Origin of the sequence: Campylobacter sp. (assembly GCF_052169515.1) — a bacterium.
Lineage (GTDB): Bacteria > Campylobacterota > Campylobacteria > Campylobacterales > Campylobacteraceae > Campylobacter_A.
Window position 1 is genome coordinate 25,614 of the sequence record NZ_JBQNCH010000016.1, and the last position, 16,755, is coordinate 42,368.

Annotated in this window: 14 protein-coding genes and 2 pseudogenes; 12 read left to right on the forward strand and 4 right to left on the reverse strand. The window is 37.1% G+C overall.

Going from position 1 to position 16,755, the window contains the following annotated elements; all coding sequences use genetic code 11:
* Nucleotides 1–12: 12 nt before the first annotated feature.
* The 6 genes from ACTTKV_RS06910 to ACTTKV_RS06935 are packed head-to-tail and all read left to right on the forward strand — an operon-like array spanning nt 13 to nt 5,671.
* On the forward strand, nt 13–879 hold the full coding sequence (locus ACTTKV_RS06910; protein ID WP_442549865.1) for a D-amino acid aminotransferase: 867 nt from the start codon (nt 13–15) through the stop codon (nt 877–879).
* Nucleotides 876–1,322 (forward strand): DUF523 domain-containing protein, encoded by a 447-nt coding sequence (locus ACTTKV_RS06915; protein WP_442549866.1) that lies wholly within the window; start codon nt 876–878, stop codon nt 1,320–1,322. The genes ACTTKV_RS06910 and ACTTKV_RS06915 overlap by 4 nt, the downstream gene beginning before the upstream one ends.
* Nucleotides 1,315–1,809, forward strand: a complete 495-nt coding sequence (locus tag ACTTKV_RS06920; protein ID WP_442549867.1) for a chemotaxis protein — start codon at nt 1,315–1,317, stop codon at nt 1,807–1,809. The genes ACTTKV_RS06915 and ACTTKV_RS06920 overlap by 8 nt, the downstream gene beginning before the upstream one ends.
* On the forward strand, nt 1,806–3,815 hold the full coding sequence (locus ACTTKV_RS06925; protein WP_442549868.1) for an SH3 domain-containing protein: 2,010 nt from the start codon (nt 1,806–1,808) through the stop codon (nt 3,813–3,815). The genes ACTTKV_RS06920 and ACTTKV_RS06925 overlap by 4 nt, the downstream gene beginning before the upstream one ends.
* On the forward strand, nt 3,816–5,135 hold the full coding sequence (locus tag ACTTKV_RS06930; protein ID WP_442549869.1) for an ATP-dependent DNA helicase: 1,320 nt from the start codon (nt 3,816–3,818) through the stop codon (nt 5,133–5,135).
* A complete protein-coding gene (locus ACTTKV_RS06935) occupies nt 5,132–5,671 on the forward strand; it encodes a hypothetical protein (RefSeq protein ID WP_442549870.1) in 540 nt (179 codons plus the stop codon). Before ACTTKV_RS06930 ends, ACTTKV_RS06935 begins: the two co-directional genes overlap by 4 nt.
* A gap of 26 nt (nt 5,672–5,697) precedes the next feature.
* On the opposite strand, the gene lolA is transcribed toward ACTTKV_RS06935, so the two are convergent.
* A complete protein-coding gene (gene lolA, locus ACTTKV_RS06940) occupies nt 5,698–6,210 on the reverse strand; it encodes a LolA-like outer membrane lipoprotein chaperone (RefSeq protein ID WP_054196481.1) in 513 nt (170 codons plus the stop codon).
* Nucleotides 6,211–6,307: 97 nt separating this feature from the next.
* Between lolA and secA the strand changes: the two are divergent.
* The 3 genes and pseudogenes from secA to ACTTKV_RS06955 all read left to right on the forward strand — a co-directional run.
* Nucleotides 6,308–8,704 (forward strand): annotated as a pseudogene (gene secA, locus ACTTKV_RS06945) (preprotein translocase subunit SecA); the annotation flags it as partial.
* Between the two features lie 102 nt (nt 8,705–8,806).
* Nucleotides 8,807–8,908: pseudogene (locus ACTTKV_RS06950) on the forward strand (SEC-C metal-binding domain-containing protein); the annotation flags it as partial.
* 51 nt (nt 8,909–8,959) lie between these two features.
* A complete protein-coding gene (locus ACTTKV_RS06955) occupies nt 8,960–10,159 on the forward strand; it encodes an ABC transporter permease (RefSeq protein ID WP_442549871.1) in 1,200 nt (399 codons plus the stop codon).
* 99 nt (nt 10,160–10,258) lie between these two features.
* On the opposite strand, the gene ACTTKV_RS06960 is transcribed toward ACTTKV_RS06955, so the two are convergent.
* Genes ACTTKV_RS06960 through ACTTKV_RS06970 form a run of 3 tightly spaced genes read right to left on the reverse strand, consistent with a single transcriptional unit; the run spans nt 10,259 to nt 13,162 of the window.
* Complete coding sequence (locus ACTTKV_RS06960; RefSeq protein ID WP_442549872.1) at nt 10,259–11,884, reverse strand: cation:proton antiporter; 1,626 nt, start codon at nt 11,882–11,884, stop codon at nt 10,259–10,261.
* A gap of 3 nt (nt 11,885–11,887) precedes the next feature.
* Nucleotides 11,888–12,262 (reverse strand): heat shock protein transcriptional repressor HspR, encoded by a 375-nt coding sequence (locus ACTTKV_RS06965; RefSeq protein WP_442549873.1) that lies wholly within the window; start codon nt 12,260–12,262, stop codon nt 11,888–11,890.
* A 3-nt stretch (nt 12,263–12,265) separates the two neighbouring features.
* Complete coding sequence (locus tag ACTTKV_RS06970; RefSeq protein WP_442549874.1) at nt 12,266–13,162, reverse strand: DnaJ C-terminal domain-containing protein; 897 nt, start codon at nt 13,160–13,162, stop codon at nt 12,266–12,268.
* Nucleotides 13,163–13,317: 155 nt separating this feature from the next.
* On the opposite strand from ACTTKV_RS06970, the gene ACTTKV_RS06975 reads away from it, so the two are divergent.
* The 3 genes from ACTTKV_RS06975 to ACTTKV_RS06985 all read left to right on the forward strand — a co-directional run bounded on the left by ACTTKV_RS06975 (nt 13,318) and on the right by ACTTKV_RS06985 (nt 16,735).
* Nucleotides 13,318–14,721, forward strand: coding sequence for a Do family serine endopeptidase (locus ACTTKV_RS06975; RefSeq protein ID WP_442549875.1), 1,404 nt, complete (start codon nt 13,318–13,320; stop codon nt 14,719–14,721).
* A 98-nt stretch (nt 14,722–14,819) separates the two neighbouring features.
* Nucleotides 14,820–15,497 (forward strand): response regulator transcription factor, encoded by a 678-nt coding sequence (locus tag ACTTKV_RS06980; protein WP_442549876.1) that lies wholly within the window; start codon nt 14,820–14,822, stop codon nt 15,495–15,497.
* Nucleotides 15,497–16,735, forward strand: a complete 1,239-nt coding sequence (locus ACTTKV_RS06985; RefSeq protein ID WP_442549877.1) for an ArsS family sensor histidine kinase — start codon at nt 15,497–15,499, stop codon at nt 16,733–16,735. The genes ACTTKV_RS06980 and ACTTKV_RS06985 overlap by 1 nt, the downstream gene beginning before the upstream one ends.
* Nucleotides 16,736–16,755 lie beyond the last annotated feature (20 nt).

Sequence of the window (16,755 nt, forward strand, 5' to 3'; positions counted from 1 at the left end):
TAAGGAGCTAAAATGGCAGATCAAGCTTTGCAAACCGTCTTTTTAAACGGAGAATTTTTGCAAAAAGATGAAGCAAAAGTTAGTGCTTTTGATAGAGGATTTATATTTGGCGATGGAATTTATGAGGTTGTGCCTGTGATAAATTCAAAAATGGTTGATAAAGATGGATTTTGGGCGAGATTTGAAAGAAGCTTAAATGAAATAGATATAAGTTTGCCCTACGAAAAGGAAAAATTTGAAGCGATCTTAAACGAGATAATCTCCAAAAATGCCTTAAAAGAGGGCGGAATTTACATGCAAGTAACAAGAGGCGTGGCGTTTAGAAATTTCTATTTCATAGAAAATTTAACACCAAGTGTCTTTATTTTCTGTTACGAGAGTGAAATTTTAAACAATCCTGCTGCAAAAACTGGCATAAAAGTGGTGAGTGTCGAGGATATCAGGTGGAAAAGGCGTGACATCAAGTCTATCTCACTTCTGGCTCAGTGCTACGCTAAAAATGAAGCTCATAAAAAAGGTGCAGATGAGGGCTTTATGGTAGAAAATGGCTTTGTGACAGAGGGTTGCAGCTCAAGTGCTTTTATCATCAAGAATAAAACTCTAATCACAAAACCACTTTCAAATGAAATTTTGCCAGGAATTCGCCGTATGAGACTTTTAAAGATCGCTAAAGATATTGGCCTTAAGATAGAGGAGCGAAAATTTAGCATGGATGAAGTTTATAGTGCTGATGAAGTCTTTATCTCGGCTGCGACGCTCATACTCTTACCAGTCGTTTATGCTGATGGCAAGGCGATAAACGGTGCAAAAGTAGGAGAAATTTCAAGCAAACTTCGTGAAATTTATGCTAGTGAACTTTTAAAAGAAGCCGGGCTTTGAGAGAAAAAATCTTAATAAGCGCTTGCCTAGCTGGCATAAACTGCAAATTTAACGGCGAAAATAATCTTTTAAATAAAGATGTTTTAGCTGAAATTTCAAAGAGATTTCATCTGCTTTTTGTTTGTCCTGAAGTTTACGGTGGACTTAGCACGCCAAGAGAGCCAGCCGAGATGAAAAATGGCTCAATCGTATGCAAATTTTCAGGCAAAGATGTGAGTGAAAATTTCAAAAATGGAGCAGAAATTTGCCTAAAGATAGCCAAACTAAATGGTTGTAAAAAGGCTATTTTAAAATCAAAAAGTCCAAGTTGTGGAAGTGGACAAATTTATGACGGAAGTTTTAGTAAGAGGCTTATTTTGGGCGATGGCATCACAGCAAAACTGCTAAAAGAAAATGAAATTTTAGTTTACAGCGAAGATGAGATAGTAGGGCTTGATGTTTGATAGGCTAAAAGACAACATTATATTTGAGGTGATTTTTAAGTACATCATCTTGTTGCTACTTTTTATCTGTGTGATCGGTCTTTTTATGAGTGGCGTTCTTTTCTTAAATGGGGAAATGAGTGAAAATTCGCTGAATTTACACATTTTCTTTGGCTTTAGTTTGGTTGTTTTGACGATCGTTCATAGTTATGTTAAGAAGAAAAAGTTAAAGAAGCTTAGCCTTGAGTTTAAAAATATTTTAAATCACAAGCCAGTGCAGATGGATTGCAACACTACTAGATTTTTAAACGCTCTAAATGATGTAAAAGTGGGCGATCTTTCAAAGAAATTTGGCTCTGATATTGTAGAAATTTTAAGGTCAAATGGCATAAAAGTAAAAAGCGAGAATGAGACGATGAAACAAATTTGTAAAAACAACGATGAAAAGATGTTTTACATTTTTGTTTTGATCGTCGAAGCTATTTTTAAGGATAAGGAAAAAAGTTGAAAAAGGGCATATTTTTAGCATTTAGTATTGCTTTGTTTTTGGGATGTTCGCAGACCCAGCCAAAGCCAAGTGTGCAAAATTCTTTACCAGATGAAAATGTATATAAACCAAACGAACGCATTAGTTTGCTTGATTTTGAAATGAAGCAAGATGCCTCGTCACTACCGCAAAATATACAAAGTGCAAGCTTTGACCAAGAAGAAATTTTAAAAAGAAGGTTTAAGGTTTTTACATTAAGGGGCGTAAAATTTAATCCAAACGATGTTTTTTGGGCATTTAATATATATAAACCAAGCGAGAAGAGAAAGTATTTTGGGTCAAATTTTAGACAGATACCTCAAAGCTGGTTTGATGCACAAAAGGACAATGCAAATTTTTCAGCTCTTTCAAGCATCTCTGCTTATGCTTTAACTTCGGCAAACACAGCTTTAAGAAATTTTCCAACCGATGAGCCGATATTTTTAAATCCGCAAACTCCAGGTGAGGGCTATCCGTTTGATTATCTGCAAGAATCAACCCTAAGCATCGCTCATCCACTTTTTGTGTCACATCTTTCTAAAGACAGGGCATGGGCATTTGTTAGCGATGATGCGGTTTGGGGCTGGGTAAAGGTCGAGGATATAAAATTTATAAGCGACGATGAGGCAAATGCCTATCAAAAGTCAAGTTTTGTGACTATAAAAACGGACAAGATGCCAGTTTATGATAAGGCTGGAAATTTTTTATTTTACTCAAGAGTTGGGGCGATACTTCCTGTTTTGGCACAGGATAGTAAAAACTACTACGGTAAAATTTATGTAAGAAATCTTTTAAGAGAATTCGTGTTGCCAAAGTCTTTTGGTTCTCTTTTTCCTCTTAAATTTAATGACTCAAATCTAAAAACACTTATTAGTTCCCTTCTTACTCAGCCTTATGGTTGGGGCGGGGTCGATAAGCTAAGGGATTGCTCGCTTTTTACTAAAGATCTGCTAGCTAGCTTTGGTGTGTGGCTACCTAGAAACTCAAAAGCTCAAGCAAATATTGGACAAAAATTTGATCTAAAAGGACTTAGTAACGCTGCAAAAACAAAAGAGATAAAAGAAAAAGGTGTGCCATATCTTACACTCGTGCATCTGCCAGGGCATATCATGCTTTATGCCGGATACAAGGGCGATGATATCTATGTGGTACATGATGCTTGGGGGCTAAAAACCGAAAATAACGGCAGAGCGTTAATCGGTGCTACGGCAGTAACTACGTTAAACATCGGACAAAACAGAAGCGATATACAAAACTCAAATTTGCTCATTTCAAAGGTTGATTCTATAAATGTGATAAAACCCGAAAATGTAATAAGCGATAAAGCTAGAAAAATTTCAGCTTTACAAAGGGCTTATGACGTTAAGGTTGAGGATAATTTGGTCAAATTCGGTGATGGAACAATATTTGTCTATGATGACTTTAAACAAAAAGATGATGAGTGTAGTATTGGGGCTGATATAGAGGATATGAATGCGCTTGATTACGCTGCATTTTCGCCGCTTAGCACCGCACTAAGCGATGCTGGCAGATGTAGAAATTATGAATTTTTAGGCAAAATTTATGGCTCAAGCGAGAGCGAGGTAAAAGCAAATTTGGTAGATGTTGTTTGGCTAAAAGATAGCCTTGCGCTAAAACTACCATTTAACTCTAAAAATGGAGCCGCAGCTGCTTTGCAAGACGTAAGCAATGAGCTAAACGATATGGTAAAAAGCGATGCGAGCTTGCTTGAATATTTAAAAAATCCAGGTGGAACGTTTAAGTGGCGAGTGATCGCTGGCACAAACCGCTTGAGTCCGCACAGCTACGGCATTGCGATTGATATAAATGTGAAAAAGAGCCACTACTGGCAGTGGAGTAGTGGCTACCAAAACCTCATTCCTGAACAGATAGTGCGTGTTTTTGAAAAACATAAATTTATCTGGGGCGGACGCTGGAAGCACTTTGATACTATGCACTTTGAGTATCGCCCAGAGATGTTTGAGTAGATGCTAGATCAAATTTTAGAAATTTTATCTCGCTCAAACGTCTTTTTAACTGGTGGCGGAGGCGTTGGCAAGAGCTATCTAACGGCCTCTGTCATCAGGCACTACAAAGAAAATTTTAAAAACGTCATAATTCTTGGCTCAACTGGCATAAGTGCCGTTAGCCTTGGAGGAGTTAGTTTGCATAGCTTTTTTAAATTTGGCTACTGCAAGGACTACGAGGAGCTAAGGCGCTTTGACTATCATCAAAAAGACAAACTAAGCAAGCTAAGAAATATGCTTGATGCATGTGATCTGCTTGTAATTGATGAAATTTCAATGGTGAGCTCAGATTTAATGGAGATGATAAGATACCGACTACTTACTTCCAAATTTAAAGGCAGGGTGCTTATAGTGGGTGATTTTTATCAGCTTCCGCCAGTGCAAAAGGAGCAAAACGAAAATAGGCTTTTTAATTTTTTATACGCTTTTAACTCCAGTGCGTGGGAGGATATGAAATTTACAAATGTCGAACTTCTCATCTCAAAACGCACAAATGATCTTAAATTTTATGAGATTCTCTCTAGGCTGCGAGTAGGCGAGCTAGATGATGAAATAATGAGCTATATAGAGAGTTTAAGAGGGTCCAAGATAGAGCCAGATGATGATACGAGTGTGCTTTTTGGTAGAAATGCCGAGGCTGAAATGCTAAATCAAAAAAGGCTTTCAGAACTTGATACGCCACTTGAAATTTCAAACTCAGATGTGAGCATTTTGGATGAAAGTTTAGATAAAAAAGAGTTTGAAAAATGGGCAAATACACTAAATATCTCAAGGGATTTGGAGATGAAGATAGGCGCTAAGATCATCTTTACGTCAAATAAATGGGGCGAATATTACAACGGAGAGCAAGGCAAGATCATGCAAATTTTAAAGGAAAATGGCATCATCTCAAGCGTCATTGTGAAAAAAGATAGCGGCGAAATTTGCGAGATAGAAAAAGCTGCTTATATATTTAGTTCGTTAAATTTAAACGAAGATGAGATCGAAGAAAATGTACAGGCATCGCTCCATCAGTTTCCATTTAAGCTTGCTTACGCTCTAACCATCCACAAATCTCAAGGAATGAGCATAAACTCGCTCATTTGTAATATCAATCATATTTTTGCCAAAGGACAACTCTATGTTGCACTTTCTCGTGCAGTAAGTCCTAAAAATTTAAAACTTTTTTATGATAAAAAAAGTGATTTTAGGCAGCATTTAAGAAAAGTGGTTAAAATTGACGACGAAGTTAAGAAATTTTACCAAGAAAACGTATTTTTGCATATTAAGGAGAATTTATGAAAAAGCTATTTTTAAGCCTTACTTTTTGTATTTTTGCATTTGCAGACGTGCTAAAAGTAAGAGATTTTCAAACAGATATCTACTCAAAAGCTGGACAAAATTTAACAAAAAAGATAAATATGAACCTTGAAGTCGTTGGACGTGATGTTGAAGAAAATGAAGCGTATGTGCTTGATGCTTTAAACATAATAGTTGGTAGCTTTTACGTGGAAGATATTTTAACCTCAATGGGAAAAGAGAAATTTAAAGAGCTTTTCATAAAATACGCAGCCAAAAAGCACTCTCTTGATATCGATGATGTGCTTATCTTAAATATAAAAGTTATAAATAATCTTGAGCTAAGCGAGATCATAAGAGCAATAAAAAGCCAAAATTTATGTTCCGATCCAAGTGTTAATGAAGAGATTGTAACAAAACCAGAAAAGAAGAAAAAGGGCAATGAGATCATCATCTCGCCAGATCCAAATGACGTAGTTCAAAAGCCTATTGATCTAAATAATGTTCAAGAATTTGGAAAAGATTTTGGAGAAAAGTGAGTAAATTTGGCTAAAGCTAGCCAAATTTATTGATTTACAATGTCATAACCTTGAGGAATGACAGGAGTTAGCGTCTCTTGTGGGATGAGTGCGTCTTTCACTGGATTGCTTAGAGTTATTTTTATTTTATTTGAAAGTTTATCTTTATAGTCAATCGTCGTTGGAAGCGTGTTTTTAATAGTTATAAAGTACTCAACTCCGTCATATATTGCTTTGTAAAGTGTTGGTTGGATTTGCTCCGCATGGGCTAAGATTTGTGTCAAATTTGGCGTATCATCAAGCTTTGAAATGATAGCTTGCTCAAGCTCGTCCTCAATCACGATCACACGCTCTTTGTTAAAATAAATTCTCTTTGGCGTTGGACTTTCATATATCCAAAGTGCAGTATTGTCGTTTTTGGCGTAAAATCTACCTTTGTAATTTATGCTTTTGCCCTCGCTAAATACAGTTTGCGTAAAGTCACTTTGCAGGCTTTTGAAATTTAAGCCAGCACCAAATGAGCAAACTGCAACGAGAGATGCAACTAGAAATTTTCTCATTTTTTATCCTTTTTTGGCGTATTCTAGCCCAGTTTAATTAAATAAATAGTTAAACTATGCTAAGATCCAAAGTTTAAAAATTTAGGAAGGTAAAGTAATGATTTCATCGGTATTTAGAAAGATTTTTGGCACAAAAAACGATAGAGAAGTCAAAAAGTATATAAGACGCGTTACACAGATAAATGCGCTCGAGCCAACTTATGAAAAGATGAGCGACGATGAGCTTAAGGGTAAATTTAATGAGCTAAAAGCCCAAGTAGTAGAAGAAAAAGTCATTTTAGATGAAATTTTAAATGATGTTTTTGCAATTGTTAGAGAGGCTAGCAAAAGGGTGCTTAAGATGCGCCATTTTGACGTACAGCTAATAGGTGGCATGGTGCTAAATGAGGGTAGGATCGCTGAGATGAAAACGGGCGAGGGCAAGACCTTGGTGGCGACTTTGCCAGTTATTTTAAATGCGATGAGTGGCAAGGGCGTGCACGTAGTAACAGTAAACGACTACCTTGCAAAGCGTGACGCTACGCAAATGGGCGAGCTTTATAACTTTTTAGGCTTAAGTGTTGATGTGATACTAAGCGGCGGATACGATGATAACGTAAGACAAGCTGCTTATAACGCCGATATAACATATGGCACAAACTCAGAATTTGGTTTTGACTATCTTCGTGACAATATGAAATTTGAAGCTAGCCAAAAGGTGCAAAGAGGCCACAACTTCGTTATCGTGGACGAGGTCGATAGTATCTTGATAGACGAGGCTAGAACTCCGCTTATAATCTCTGGCCCAACAAACCGCACGCTTGATGGCTATATAAGAGCTGATCAGGTCGCTAAACAGCTTACTAGAGGCACTCCAGCTGATCCAAACGTGCCAGGCTCAAAGCCAACAGGGGACTTTATAGTAGATGAAAAAAATAGAACGATAATGATCACAGAAGCTGGCATAAGCAAGGCTGAAAAATTATTTGGTGTTGAAAATTTATATAACCTTGAAAATGCTATACTAAGCCACCACTTAGATCAAGCTCTAAAAGCTCACAATCTCTTTGAAAAAGACGTTCACTACGTTGTAAAAGAGGGCGAAGTTGTTATAGTTGATGAATTTACCGGACGTCTAAGCGAGGGCAGACGCTTTAGTGAGGGACTTCACCAAGCGCTTGAAGCGAAAGAGGGTGTAAAAATCCAAGAAGAGAGCCAAACGCTAGCCGATACAACATATCAAAACTACTTTAGGATGTATAAAAAGCTTGCAGGTATGACTGGTACGGCTCAAACTGAGGCCACTGAGTTTTCTCAAATTTACAACCTTGATGTTATCTCGATCCCTACAAACGTGCCAGTTATCAGGATCGACTCAAACGACCTTATCTATAAAACCCAAAACGAGAAATTTAAAGCAGTCATCGACGAAATCAAAAAAGCTCATGAAAAGGGTCAGCCAGTGCTCGTAGGAACTGCAAGTATCGAGCGTAGTGAGGTACTTCACGAGATGCTTAAAAAAGTTGGCATCCCACACTCTGTGCTAAATGCCAAAAACCATGAAAAAGAGGCTGAGATCATCGCGCAAGCTGGTGTAAAAGGCGCTGTAACTATCGCTACAAATATGGCTGGACGTGGTGTTGATATCAGGATCAACGACGAGGTTAGAGACCTTGGCGGCCTATATATCATCGGCACCGAAAGGCATGAGAGTAGAAGGATAGATAATCAGCTTCGTGGTCGTGCTGGACGTCAGGGCGACCCTGGTATGAGTAGATTTTATCTAAGTCTTGAAGACAATCTTTTGAGAATTTTTGGCAGCGACCGCATAAAAGCGATAATGGATAGGCTTGGTATCGACGAGGACGAAAGCATAGAGAGTCGCATGGTAACAAGGGCTGTTGAAAATGCTCAAAAGAAAGTCGAGAGCTTGCACTTTGAGGCCAGAAAGCATTTGCTTGAGTATGATGACGTGGCGAACGAGCAAAGAAAGACTATTTATAAATACCGCGACGAGCTACTTGATAAGAGCTACGATATGAGCGAAAAAATAGCTCAAAATAGAGTTGAGTATGTTACAAATTTACTTGACACGGCTGAAATTTTCCATGGCGGCTTGAAAGATGACTTTGATATTAAAAATTTATGCTCTATCATCCTTGCAGACTGTGGCGAAGAGATCGACGAGAGTGAGCTAAAAGGACTAGAATACAATGAGCTTATCGATAAGCTTGTTGAAATTTTTAGTGCAAGATACAACGAAAAGATGAGCGTCCTAAACGAGGAGCAAAGAAGAGATATAGAGAAAATTTTATACCTTCAAGTGCTTGATAATGCGTGGCGAGAGCACCTTTATCAGATGGATATCTTAAAAACTGGTATCGGCCTTAGAGGGTATAACCAAAAAGATCCGCTAGTGGAGTATAAAAAAGAGAGCTACAACCTCTTTATGGAGCTAGTAAATAGGCTAAAAACTGAGAGTGTTAAGACGCTTCAGGTGGTGAGATTTAAGAGCCGAGAAGAGCAAGAAGAGCAAGCTAGAATGATGATCGAGGCTAACCAAAATGCTGAAAATGAGCATTTAAGCTACAACAACCAGGACGAGAAATTTACACCAGAGAAAAAGATACCAAGAAATTCACCTTGCCCTTGTGGAAGCGGAAAAAAATATAAAGATTGCCACGGCAAAAGTGGCCCTAAAAAAGGCATATTTGCTTAAAATTTCTACTTTTAAGGCGCCAAAGCGCCTTAATCTTTTAAAGGCTATTTGATGACAAGCTTACCAAAGTACCTACTTTTTAAATATTTAAGATTTGATAAAACTCAGCCATTTATCGCTCTAAGTGCCTTGCTCGCCTTTCTTGGTGTGAGCATAGGGCTTATGGTTTTGATCGTTGCGATGGCTATTATGAATGGGTTTGATAAAGAATTTGAGCGCAAGCTTTTTACGATGAACTATCCTATAACTGTTCAAAGCGCCTTTAAGGGCTCCATTGATGACAACTTTGTGGATGAGCTAAAGGCTAAATTTAGCGACCTTAAATTTAGTCCATTTATTAGCACCCAGGTGATCTACCGCTCGACAAATGCACTTGAGGGTGGACTGGTTTATGGCGTAAATTTTAAAGATGAAAAGCAGATAAACTCGGTCGTAAACGAAGCCTTAAAAGATAAAGAGCTAGATGGTTTTGAGATACTTGTGGGAAGTGGCATTGCAAATGAATTTAGACTAAGAAATGATGAGAAACTAACGCTAATTTTTACAAAAGCCGATCCAGCTGGCTTTTCACTAACGCCAAAGATGAAGCGCTTTGATATCGGCGGTTCATTTACATCTGGGCTTATCGCCTACGATAAAGCCTTTTCATATACTTCGGTCGAGGCTTTGAGGAAAATTTTAGACTATCCAAACGGTGTGTATGATGGTATTCATATCTTTTCAAAAAAGCCATTTGATGATATAAAAAAGGTGCGTGAAGGCCTTCCGGCTGGTACGGTTGCCATTGGCTGGTGGGAGCAAAATGGTAACTTTTTCTCAGCGCTCGCACTTGAAAAAAGAGCGCTTTTTATCGTTTTGATGCTTATTATCCTTGTGGCGTCGCTAAATATCATAAGCTCACTACTAATGACCGTGATGAACCGCAGGCAGGAGATCGCCTTGCTTTTAGCACTTGGAGCTAGCAAAAGCGAGATAAAAAGAAGCTTCTTTTATCAAGGGCTAGTTATCGGTGGAGGCGGCATTATATTTGGCTTAGTGCTTGGCTTTTTGGGGTTATTTTTACTTGGAAATTTTAATATCATAGACCTACCAGCTGATGTTTATGGCTCAAGCAAACTACCGCTTGAACTATCCATAATCGATCTTGTGATTATCATCGTTGGAGCTGTATTTATCGTGGCTATCTCGTCATTTTATCCAGCTAAGAAAGCAACTGAGATAAATGTTCTTCAAACTTTAAGAAACGAATAAAAGTCTAGTAAATCTAGGCTAATTTATTTGTTGCAAAAATGGTTAATGTATTTTTGTAATCAGCATTTTGCGAAATTTTACAGTATAAAATTCTATCTTTTATGCTCTAATATCATGATCTATCTTACACTGAAGAGCCTCGTGAACGAGTGTTTTTGCCATGACACGCTCTTCACTGATTAGGTGAAAATTCTTGCCTAATTCACCAAAAATATCTTTATTTCCTTCACCATTTATCTTTATGATAGTTTGAGTGTTTACGCCATAATCTTTTATCTTTTGAGCGATAAGTTCGACTCTTTGTTCGTTACTAACAGTGATGATAACAGCAGCTGCGTCTTTTAGACAAGCATTTTCAAGGGTGTGGTTTTGTAAAACATTTCCTAAAAATACATTTTCTCCGCGGCTTCTGCCAAGCTCAACTAAGCTAATATCATTATCAAGCACAAGATATAAAAGCTTTGTCTCTTTTAGCCTTAAAACAACCTCTTGACCCAGTCTATCATAGCCAAAAACCACAATATGATTTTTAATCGTTTGTGGCTTTAGGGTTTCGCTTGGTTCGATTACGATCTCGCGTTCTATCAGATCAGCTATAACATCAAGTTTTTTTAGTATAAAAGGTGTTGCAAACATCGATATAACAGACGCTGCGATAAAAATTTGAGCTGTTTGGATGTCAAGTAAATTTCTTGTTGTCATTAGTCCAAAAACGGCTAGCGCAAATTCACCTATTTGACAAATACTAAGTGCTGTTTTTGCAGCAACTCTTCGCTTTAAGTAGATATTTAAAATAGCAAAAACAACGATAGCTTTTATCACCATGACACTAAAGACTAGGCCAAGTACTAGCCAGATATTTGAGATAACGACAGCAAAATTTATCTGCATGCCAACAGTTATGAAAAATAGCCCAAGAAGCAAGTCTCTAAAAGGTATGAGGTCGACTTCGATCTGATGCTTGTACTGCGTCTCCGCCATCATCATACCAGCCAAAAATGCACCCAAAGAGTATGAAAAGCCAAAGAAGTGAGCTAGCGTGCTAGCACCAACAACCATAAAAAGTATCGTCGCTATAAAAACCTCTTGTGAATTTGTTTGGACAACTTTATAAAAAATCCAGTTTATGACATATTTACCAAGTAAAAATAACACGATAATAAGTATCGTAGCACTTGTAAATGTCTTTAGTAAAAGCTCATTTATAGAAGCATCTTGTGAGCTAAACATATCTATCATAAGTAGGATCGGAATCACGGCGATATCTTGAAATAGTAAAATTCCAAGTGTTTTTCTACCATAAATTTTACTCACATCACCGTTGTCATTTAGCGTTTTTAGTACTATTGCAGTTGATGAAAGAGCAAATGCAAGACCTGCTATTAAGGCTGTCTCGTCTTTTAAATGCAAAGCATAGTAGAGCATTACGCCCATTATAAAGCCGCTTAAGCAAACTTGCAAGCCACCATTTAAAAAGACCTCTTTTTTCATACTCATAAGATGTTTAAAACTAAACTCAAGCCCAATGGTAAACATTAAAAACGCGATACCAAACTCTGCAATATGAGAAATCTCATCGTTGCTTTTTAAATTAAAAAATTCTGATATAAGCGTTCCGGTTACGATGTAGCCGATGATAGTTGGGATCTGAAATTTTTTGAAAATTACATTTAATGCAACAGATATTGCAGCTACAAGCAAGAAACCTTCTAAAATTTGTTCCATAAATTATTCTTTACCTTCATAAAAGACTAGATCAAAGCTATTTTTTCTCTTTACAAGTGATCTTTTGGAGCTAGTTTGATTTGTAGCTTCGTGTAATTTTTTATTTAGCTCATCAATTGTTGATTCTAAATCGTCAATCTTCTCTCTTAACTGAAGTATCACATCAACGCCGGCTAAATTTACGCCTAGTTCACGTGTTAAATTTAGTATAGTTTTTACACGATCGACATCTTTTTGAGAGTAAAGTCTCATCTTGCCATCTGTTCTTGATGGCTCGACAAGCCCCTCTCTTTCATACTGTCTTAAAGTTTGTGGATGTATACTCAAAACCTTTGCTACAACGCTTATTAAAAAAAGTGGTTCTTCATAATTTTGCATTTTTTACTCCGGTAATTTTTCTTTTAATTCTTTTACTAGACTCTCGTCTAGCTCGCTAATGTTTGGAAGTTTTACTCTAGCTTTTAAGTAAAGATCCCCATAAATTCCACTCTTCCTATTTTGTACTCCATATCCTTTTAGGCGGATTTTCGTGCCCGTTTTTGAGTTTTCAGCGATCTTTATGGTGACATCTTTTTTATATGTATGAACGTCAATTTTGCCACCAAAAAGCATAGTTTTTAGTGGAATTTCTACATCTTTATATAGATCATCGCCAACTCTTTCGTACTCGTCGCTTGGTTCAACACTAATAGCAAGGATAAGATCACCTTTTTGGCCGCCAGCGCTCTTGCCTTTGCCTTTTATACGAAGTTTCTCTCCACCCTCTATGCCACTTGGAATTTTTATCTTGATACTCTCATTATTGACATTTATCTTGTGTTCGCCACCAGTTACGGCCACGTCAAACGGTATAGAAATTTTAGCATTTATATCCAGATCAGCTCCGCTAAAGCCAAATCCACTGCTACCAAATCCGTCAAAGCCTCCAAAACTACTACTAAAACCGCTGCTAAATTTGGCACTTCCTCCACCAAATCCGCCAGAGAAAATATTTTTTAAAATTTCATTTAGGTCGCCCATATCGGCCGAACCTCTGGCAAAGTCGTGGAAATTTTGACCGCCAAACATAGTGTCGCCATACTGGTCATATTGAGCGCGTTTTGCATCATCGCTTAAAATTTCATAAGCAGCATTTATCTCTTTAAATTTATCTTCTGCGCCAGGGTCTTTGTTGATGTCTGGATGGTATTTTCTGGCAAGTTTTCTATAAGCTTTTTTTATCTCGTCGCTTGAGGCACCCTTTGAAACTCCTAAAGTTTCGTATAAGCTTTCACTCATATGCTCTCCTTATATTTTTTTGATACGAATTATATCACAAAGCTTTAGTCTATGCAAGTCAAGTTTATTTTTATTTACTAATGAGAAAAAGCGTTAAGATTTTATTTTTTCCTCGCATTTATAATTTACAAACATTTTCAATCTAAAGGAAAAAAATGAAAAAGATTGTGCTAATTTCATTAGCAACAGCTTCTTTGCTGATTGGAGCTGAGATTAAAATAAATGAAGCAAATTCTGATATCACGAGGGTTTCGCCACTTAATGATAAAAATAGCGTACTCTCATACTACGACTCTATTGCTCAGGCAAAACTCTCGGTCGTAAACATTTCAACCACAAAAATGGTGGCCAGCAACGGCATAGAACAGATGTTTAACGATCCATTTTTTAACGAATTTTTTGGATTTAACTTTGGTAGACCAAAAGAGAAAGAAAAAGCAACTTCGCTTGGCTCTGGTGTTATTATCTCAAATGACGGCTATATCGTTACAAACAACCACGTCATTGAGGATAGTGACCAGATTGTAGTTACTCTAGCAAATGGAGGTAAAGAATTTAAGGCCAAACTAGTAGGCAGCGATCCAAAAACTGACCTGGCTGTCATAAAGATAGAGGCAAACGGCCTAAATGCTATCACATTTGCTGATTCGTCAAAATTGCTTGATGCAGATGTTGTATTTGCCATAGGTAATCCATTTGGTGTTGGTGAGAGTATCACTCAAGGCATCGTCTCAGGCCTAAACAAAGATAATATCGGCCTTAATCAATATGAAAATTTCATCCAAACAGACGCCTCTATAAATCCTGGCAACTCAGGTGGTGCTTTGGTTGATAGCAGGGGCTATTTGGTTGGTATAAACTCAGCCATACTTTCAAAAAGTGGCGGTAACAACGGCATTGGCTTTGCTATACCATCAAATATGGTAAAAGATATCGCTAAAAAATTAATAGTCGATGGCAAAATAGAGCGTGGCTTTATCGGCGTTACGATCGCAAATTTAACAGATGAGCAAAAAGAGCTTTATACAAATAAAGAAGGCGCGCTAATAAGCGGTGTAGAGCAGGGTATGCCAGCAGATGAGGCCGGGTTAAAAAGAGGCGACTTAGTCATATCTGCAAATGACAAAACCATTAAAAATGCAAATGATCTTAAAAATTTCATCGGCTCACTTACGCCAAATAGTACCATTGATGTAGCTTTTGAGAGATCAAACAAGATAATGAACGCAAAAATCAAGCTTGTCAATATGGATCACAATGCAAAAACAGCCTCAAAAAGTGTCATCATCGACGGCCTTAGCGTTAGCAATCTAAGCGATGAGATAAGATTTAAGTATAAGATCAGCCCAGATACCCAAGGCGTGCTTGTAACTGACGTAAAAAGTGGCTCTAGGGCTGAAGATTTTGGCTTTGAAAGAGGCGACGTGATCGTGCAAGTTGGCGAAGAGAGCATAAAAGACCTTCAGACATTTTCAAATACGGTCAAAAACGCAAAAGGCAAAAAGACGCTGGTGTGGGTAAATCGCGGTGGCATTATGCAAGGCCTTGTTATAAAATAACCACTTAAGAGCTGAAATTTCAGCTCTTAGCCCTTTTAAATTTTTAAAACCTTAATCTGCTATAATCCTTAAAAATTAAATTTACAACAGGAAAGATCATGACTAGAATTTTAATGATAGAAGATGATATGGAACTTGCTGAAATTTTAACCGAGTATCTAGAAAATTATGATATCGAAGTGACTACTGCCGAAGAGCCTTACATCGGACTATCTACGCTAAACACAAGTAAATTTGACCTAGTTATACTAGATCTTACTTTGCCAGGTATGGACGGACTAGAAGTTTGCAAAGAGATCAGAAAAAATCACAACATCCCTATAATCATATCAAGCGCAAGGCATGATATAACAGATAAGGTAAATGCGCTGGATAACGGTGCTGATGATTATTTGCCAAAGCCATATGACCCACAAGAGCTGTTAGCTCGTATCAAAAGCCATTTAAGAAGACAAAGTGCAACCCCTTTAAATGAGTCAAAAAATTTAAATAAAGACTTGGTTTTAAAAGAGTTTGAGCATGAAATTTTATTCAAAGGAAACGTGCTAAATTTAACTGCTGCAGAATACGACATCTTAAAATACCTACTTTTAAAAGAGGGCGGAGCGGTCACTAGAGAGGAACTTATCTATAACTGCGAAAGCATAAATGAAGATAGCTCAAACAAAAGTATAGATGTTATCATTGGTAGGATTCGCCAAAAACTAAATGAAAATCCAAAAGAGCCAAAATATATCCATGCGATCCGCGGTATTGGCTACAAATTGGTTCTTTGATGCCAAGATCATCTATTTTTATAACTATAACTTTTATCTTTGGGCTCGCACTTGTTTCGATTTTTCTAGCCTTTTTGTGGCTCATGGGTTTTGATAAGCAAAACTATACAAGAGAGCTAAATAACAAATACTCAAATGTTGCTAGGACAAATTTGTTTTACATGGGTGGCATCATAAATAAAGCTCAGTATGACCGCCAGCTTTCAAACATCGATATGCCAGAGATCAAAGATGAGAAGAAAAAAGATGAAATTTTAAAGCAAGCAACCGTTTTAGAAGAAATTTCAAGCGATTTAGGATCTAGTGCTATTTTACTTTATGAAAAGCACCACTATCTAAAGATTGAGCATTTAGATGAACTAAAACTTTTAATGGATAAGGAATTTCAACCTTATAGATACGAAGTGATAAAGGCCGTTTTTTTAGTAGTTGCTGTGATCTTGTTGGCTGCTTATATTTTTGTCATCTATAAGATAAAGCCACTTAGAAAGCTAAAGCGCCAGATTGTTAAATTTGCAAATGGCGAGCTTGATGGTGTGCAAAATGTAGGAAGTGGCAAGGATGAAATTTCTGAAGTTTCAGAGGCGTTTTACGAGGCAGTTTGTCAGATAAAGGCACTTAATGACTCAAGGCATCTTTTTTTAAGAAACATCATGCACGAGCTAAAAACACCTATCACAAAGGGACTAATAGCTGCTCAAATGATAGAAAAAAGTAAAAATCAAGAGAGACTAATCTCGGTTTTTCACAAGCTTGAAAATTTAATAAATGAGCTTGCTGCGATCGAGCAGATAACATCAAAAATCGGACTTAACAATAAAACACCTTGTCTTATGAGAGATCTTATCGATGAAGCCATAGATATAGCAATGGTAGAAAAAGAGCACGTTGGCATTAGCGAGCTTGATGAGGTTAGGGTGATGGTTGATTTTAAGCTATTTTCAGTCGCTATAAAAAATATGATAGATAATGGCATAAAATACTCAACTGATAAGCATGTAAATATCATCGTTAATAAAGAACATATGAAATTTATAACCCAAGGTGAGAAGCTAAAAAATGACCTTGATTTTTATATCCAGCCATTTATTAAAGGAGAGGATGCGCAAAAAAGTTTTGGTCTTGGTTTATATATAGTTAGCAATATACTTGATGCGCATGGGCTCAAATTTAGATATGAATATAAAAACGGAATGAATGTCTTTGTTTTTGAAAATTTACAAGATATAATAATTTAAAATTAAAAAATAGGATAAAA

Bases quoted from the DNA above. Each gene is read 5' to 3' on its own strand.
- ACTTKV_RS06960 (WP_442549872.1), bottom strand. From the start codon at position 11,884: ATGGAACAAATTTTAGAAGGTTTCTTGCTTGTAGCTGCAATATCTGTT.
- ACTTKV_RS06920 (WP_442549867.1), top strand. From the start codon at position 1,315: ATGTTTGATAGGCTAAAAGACAACATTATATTTGAGGTGATTTTTAAG.
- ACTTKV_RS06970 (WP_442549874.1), bottom strand. From the start codon at position 13,162: ATGAGTGAAAGCTTATACGAAACTTTAGGAGTTTCAAAGGGTGCCTCA.
- ACTTKV_RS06985 (WP_442549877.1), top strand. From the start codon at position 15,497: ATGCCAAGATCATCTATTTTTATAACTATAACTTTTATCTTTGGGCTC.
- ACTTKV_RS06930 (WP_442549869.1), top strand. From the start codon at position 3,816: ATGCTAGATCAAATTTTAGAAATTTTATCTCGCTCAAACGTCTTTTTA.
- ACTTKV_RS06910 (WP_442549865.1), top strand. From the start codon at position 13: ATGGCAGATCAAGCTTTGCAAACCGTCTTTTTAAACGGAGAATTTTTG.
- lolA (WP_054196481.1), bottom strand. From the start codon at position 6,210: ATGAGAAAATTTCTAGTTGCATCTCTCGTTGCAGTTTGCTCATTTGGT.
- ACTTKV_RS06955 (WP_442549871.1), top strand. From the start codon at position 8,960: ATGACAAGCTTACCAAAGTACCTACTTTTTAAATATTTAAGATTTGAT.
- ACTTKV_RS06975 (WP_442549875.1), top strand. From the start codon at position 13,318: ATGAAAAAGATTGTGCTAATTTCATTAGCAACAGCTTCTTTGCTGATT.
- ACTTKV_RS06980 (WP_442549876.1), top strand. From the start codon at position 14,820: ATGACTAGAATTTTAATGATAGAAGATGATATGGAACTTGCTGAAATT.
- ACTTKV_RS06965 (WP_442549873.1), bottom strand. From the start codon at position 12,262: ATGCAAAATTATGAAGAACCACTTTTTTTAATAAGCGTTGTAGCAAAG.
- ACTTKV_RS06935 (WP_442549870.1), top strand. From the start codon at position 5,132: ATGAAAAAGCTATTTTTAAGCCTTACTTTTTGTATTTTTGCATTTGCA.